Origin of the sequence: Leptolyngbya sp. FACHB-671 (assembly GCF_014695745.1) — a bacterium.
GTDB lineage: Bacteria > Cyanobacteriota > Cyanobacteriia > Elainellales > Elainellaceae > JAAUTN01.
This window is the reverse complement of the sequence record NZ_JACJOV010000035.1, coordinates 1-4245: the sequence shown is the minus strand read 5'-3', so window position 1 is coordinate 4245 and position 4245 is coordinate 1. Positions and strand designations below refer to the sequence as shown.

Genomic DNA, 4245 nt, shown 5'->3' with positions numbered 1-4245 from the left:
CCTATGACGCTGTCCGCGAGGCAGAATCACCGGATCAGACGTTGATAGAGTTCTTGCAAAGCACCTACGAAGCTGCTGCCAAGTTCGGCAACTGGAATCAAAAGGAACTTCAGCAGTTGACGTTTAAGTCGCAACTGCATTCCTAAATTGGCGTTTAACTGGCAGATCTTAAGTGGTGAAATGTATGACAATTTCGCAGACTGGTTTATTGGATGCTTAAACCTTGATCGTGAAGGTCAATTCTGCTGAACCGATGGCAATTACTCCAATTTTGGGAACCCGTCAGGGCATACTGGTGCGATCGCTCCCCTGGGAATGCAGATAAACTCAAATTTTTCCTCACCCTGGAAGGAACTCGTTGGTAATACACCAACGATGTTCAAAATTTGGCGGCCATCAGCCTCGACACCTTCCTCAATACTAGACACTTTGCCCTGGAAGAGTGCGGAAATGCGATCGCGGATCACATCCGTCGTTTTATGACCACTCACGTTGCGTAATCAAAGGCTATCTCACGAAATCATCCAACATGAAGGAAACCAAACCATGAATAGGGGTTCTTTTATTAACGGAACAAAAAACAACGCTAAGCTCAAAACTCGTGCTATGAGAGCATTTCAGGACTGGATCATTTGCCAGACGATTGTGTTCGTTCAATAGCGCAAGGAGAACCCTGGGAGGGATTGAGGCAATGAATATGATCAGAAAAGGACAAGTGAAAAGAGTTAAACAAGCGAGCAGTGTTTCTCAAGCAAAATTTATTGAATTGCTCTTTGGAATTCCTGCTTAAGGGAATGCAAGCGATACCGATCGGTTGCCCCTAATAAGTTTTTGTGACACAACCCTTAGTAGCGCATCTAAACTAATTTGCTCTTAGAGAGAGCGTTAGTTCTGGCTAATTTGCCCGACCGCTGGAGCAGCAGAAACACCGCCGGAACAAAGTAGACCGATAGTAGGGTAACACCACCTAATCCGCCCGCAATCACAATCGCCAGTGGATTCCAAAATCCAGTTGGGTCAAATAACAAAGGAGTGAAACCTGCTGTATCCGTAATGGTGGTAGCAACCAGGTGACGAGTTGCGTGCATCACAACTGCTTGAATGGCAATGCGGTGCGAGGTCATTTCCTCTGCGGAATAATCGTCCACCTTTAGCGCTGCATTCGATTGGAGAGCGGAGACAACAACGGTTGATTCATTTACGCCAATGCCGATTAAGCCGATTGTACCGAGGATAGCGGTGAAGCCAAAGGGATAGCCGGAGATCCAAAGTGCCAGAAAGCCTAGCCCCGCCGAAAGGAGGGCGATCGCACCAATACAAGCAGCCAGTGCAAAAGAGTTGAAAGTTAGCACCAGAGTAGCAGCCATCAACACCGCTAGAACACCGACTGTGGAGAACAGACTGGCGATCGATTCGCTCCGCTCAGCAGATTCTCCTCCAAACTCCCAGGTATAACCCGCAGGCAAACTGAACTGGTTTTGCTGTAGCCTTTGCTCAAATTGACTTTGAACTTGAGCAGGCAAGGTTCCAGCCGTGAGGAATACTTGCACCGTGTTGACCCGCCGACCGTTGCGTCGGGCAATCACGGGCAAATCGGGAACTAGATCAACTTGAGCAACTGAGGAGAAAGGAATGGGCTGGTCTTGATTGCCACTGGTGACTAAATCCAGTCCAGCAACCTGATCCAGATTGGCTCGTTGAGCATCAGCTACTCGTACCCGCACGGGCAGTTCTTCCGTTTCCTCCAGAATCGAACCGCCCCTTGCCCCTTCCAGTGCCGTATCAAGCTGTTGAGCAATCGCTGTGCGGTCTAATCCCACCAGTTGTGCCTGTTCTTCATCTATGGTGATAGCGAGTTTCGGTTGGGCTTCGGTTAGACTAGCGCGAGTGTGAATGACATTGGTGATCGGCAGAAACTCAGCCCGAATCTGCTCTCCCACTTGCTGAAGCGTATTCAGGTCAGAGCCGTAGAGCCGAACTTCAATGGGCGCATCGTAGGGTGGGCCTTGCTCAATCTGTCGTGCTACGACACGAGCCGCAGGAAATGCTTGATTGAGTTCAGTTTGCAGAGCTTGAATCACCTTTGTCGGTAGTACACCCCGACGCAACTGTACCCAACCTTGAGCATAGTTCGACTCATTTTCCCGTTTGCCAATGACGTTGTAGTAAAACGTGGGCGCACTCTTACCCAGAAACCAGTGAATATCTGCTACTTGGGGATGCTGTAAGATGAGGTTTCGCGCTTCAAGCGTTTGCGCTTGGGTTTGCGTCAAAGCCGTTTGCTCTGGCAATTCAAAATCGATGTAAAACTGGTCGCGTCCGGTAGGCGGAAAGAACTGCTGCCTCAGGTGCGGCACAACAGCAAAGCCTGTGACAGGTAGGAGTAGAGATAGGGCGATCGCCAGCATTGGACGGTGTAGCGCCATATTCAGGCTACGCTGATAGAGTCGGGTTAACCGAGGAATTGTGATTCCGGTTTCTGCCCACTGCGGCAAATTTAGCTGATGTCCCCAACGGTGCAGCAGCCCAGATAGGGCAGGCAACACGGTGAGCGAAATGATCAGGGAACTGGTTAATCCTAGAATGCCGCTCAGTCCAATTGTGCCTGTAAACTCTCCAACGCTACCCGGTTGAAGTGTGATAGGCAAAAATGCCAGCACCGTGGTGAGTGTCGAACTGGTGAGAGGAAGTGCCATGTGTCGAGTGCTGTCGGCGATCGCCTGAGTTGGAGTCATGCCCCGATGCAAGCGGCTTTGTACTTCATCTACCATGACGATCGCACTGTCGATCAACAAGCCGATGGCGATAATCAAACCAGTCAGCGACATCTGATGTAGCGGCACGCCTAAAAGCCGCATCCAACCAAAGACAAGGAGACAGGCAAGGGGTGAGGCAATTCCTACTACCACCGCCGATCGCCAGCCCATCATTACAGTAATCACTAAGGTTGCCAGCAGTGACCCCACAAACAACTCCTGCATCACGCCATTGATGCGAGCATTCACATATTGACTCTGATCGAGAATAGTGGCGATTGTGATACCAGCAGGTAACTGAGTTTGAAAGTCTTGCAGCAATTGCTGTGCTTTATCAGTCCATTGATCAACTCGTTGAGCCGCCTCAACCGTTGCCGCTAGCACGATCGCAGGCTTGCCCGAAACAAATGCCAAACTGTCGGTTGGTTCCCGAATGGTGCGATCGACCTGAGCAATGTCTCCCAGGCGGGTCATTTGTCCATCAGCAGCCGTGCGAATTGGAATTGATCGAATTCGCTCTAAGGAATCTAACTCGCTGGATAGCTCAAACACCAGATCTTGATCACCGTTGCGAAGCTGTCCGACACTCACTTTGGCATCACTAGACTGCACCTGTTGCGCCAATCCCTGTGCTGTCAAACCCACCATTGCTAGATCAGATTGTCGAATTGCAACGCGAATTTCTTCTTGCGGATCGCCAAATACTTCGACTTGATCTGTACCTGCCAGGAAACCCAGGGTATCTTCTAGAGTTTTTGCCCAGCGTCGCAAAATTCCGTAGTTGACAGGAGCATCTGACTGCCAGACTAAGCCTAAAATTAGCGCATTAGCTTTTACCTCTTGATCCCCATATCTCGGCTCCAGTGCGCTCCCTGGCAATCGAGGAACTGCATCATCTACCTTACTGCGAACTTGTTGCCACACTGGTTCGACTGCTTTAACGGTTTCTTTTAAGTTAACGGTGACAATGGAAATGCCTAAGCTCGAAGTAGACTCCAAGGTGTCAATTTCTTCAACTTCAGATAGCTCATCTTCAATCACCTCCGTGACCAGGGCTTCAACCCGATCGGCGCTTGCTCCCGGAAACAAGGTAGTAATAGTCGCTGCGCGTTGATTGATCTCCGGATCTTCCAAACGAGGAAGAGAAAAGAACGACGAAGCCCCCCAAACGACTATGAGAACTAGGGTCAAAATCAACAGTCGTCTGTTGCGATAGAACAAGGCAGTCATCATTAGAGCTCCTGAATGAATGCTGTTTAGGAGCGTGAATGGTAGCGCGGCAGGACCGCGCTACCATTCACGCAGGAGGTTTATTGAAGTATTCAGGGAATTGATTGAGCAGACTGACCCGGAACCAAGCGCTGTATCCCTTCTGTCACAACTCGATCGCCCGCTTGTAGTAAACCCCGCACTAATACTCGATCTGTTTCTGTATGCAATACTTCCACATCGCGCCGTTCTAGATTGTCTGCCAGCACAAAACAGGACC

4 protein-coding genes are annotated in these 4245 nt (G+C 49.9%); 1 reads left to right on the top strand and 3 read right to left on the bottom strand.

Features of this window, described 5'->3' with window-relative positions:
* Nucleotides 1–146, top strand: a 146-nt coding sequence (locus H6F93_RS34965) for a DUF5996 family protein (RefSeq protein WP_347277232.1), incomplete at its 5' end; no start/stop codon positions are given.
* A 114-nt stretch (nucleotides 147–260) separates the two neighbouring features.
* Here H6F93_RS34965 and H6F93_RS01450 read toward each other — a convergent pair.
* From H6F93_RS01450 to H6F93_RS35585, 3 genes are all read right to left on the bottom strand, one after another.
* On the bottom strand, nucleotides 261–491 hold the full coding sequence (locus H6F93_RS01450; protein ID WP_190643652.1) for a hypothetical protein: 231 nt from the start codon (nucleotides 489–491) through the stop codon (nucleotides 261–263).
* A 366-nt stretch (nucleotides 492–857) separates the two neighbouring features.
* A complete protein-coding gene (locus tag H6F93_RS01440; RefSeq protein ID WP_242043257.1) occupies nucleotides 858–3989 on the bottom strand; it encodes an efflux RND transporter permease subunit in 3132 nt (1043 codons plus the stop codon).
* 89 nt (nucleotides 3990–4078) lie between these two features.
* Entirely contained in the window at nucleotides 4079–4234 is a 156-nt protein-coding gene (locus H6F93_RS35585) for a permuted SH3 domain-containing protein (RefSeq protein WP_524537876.1), read from the bottom strand.
* Nucleotides 4235–4245 lie beyond the last annotated feature (11 nt).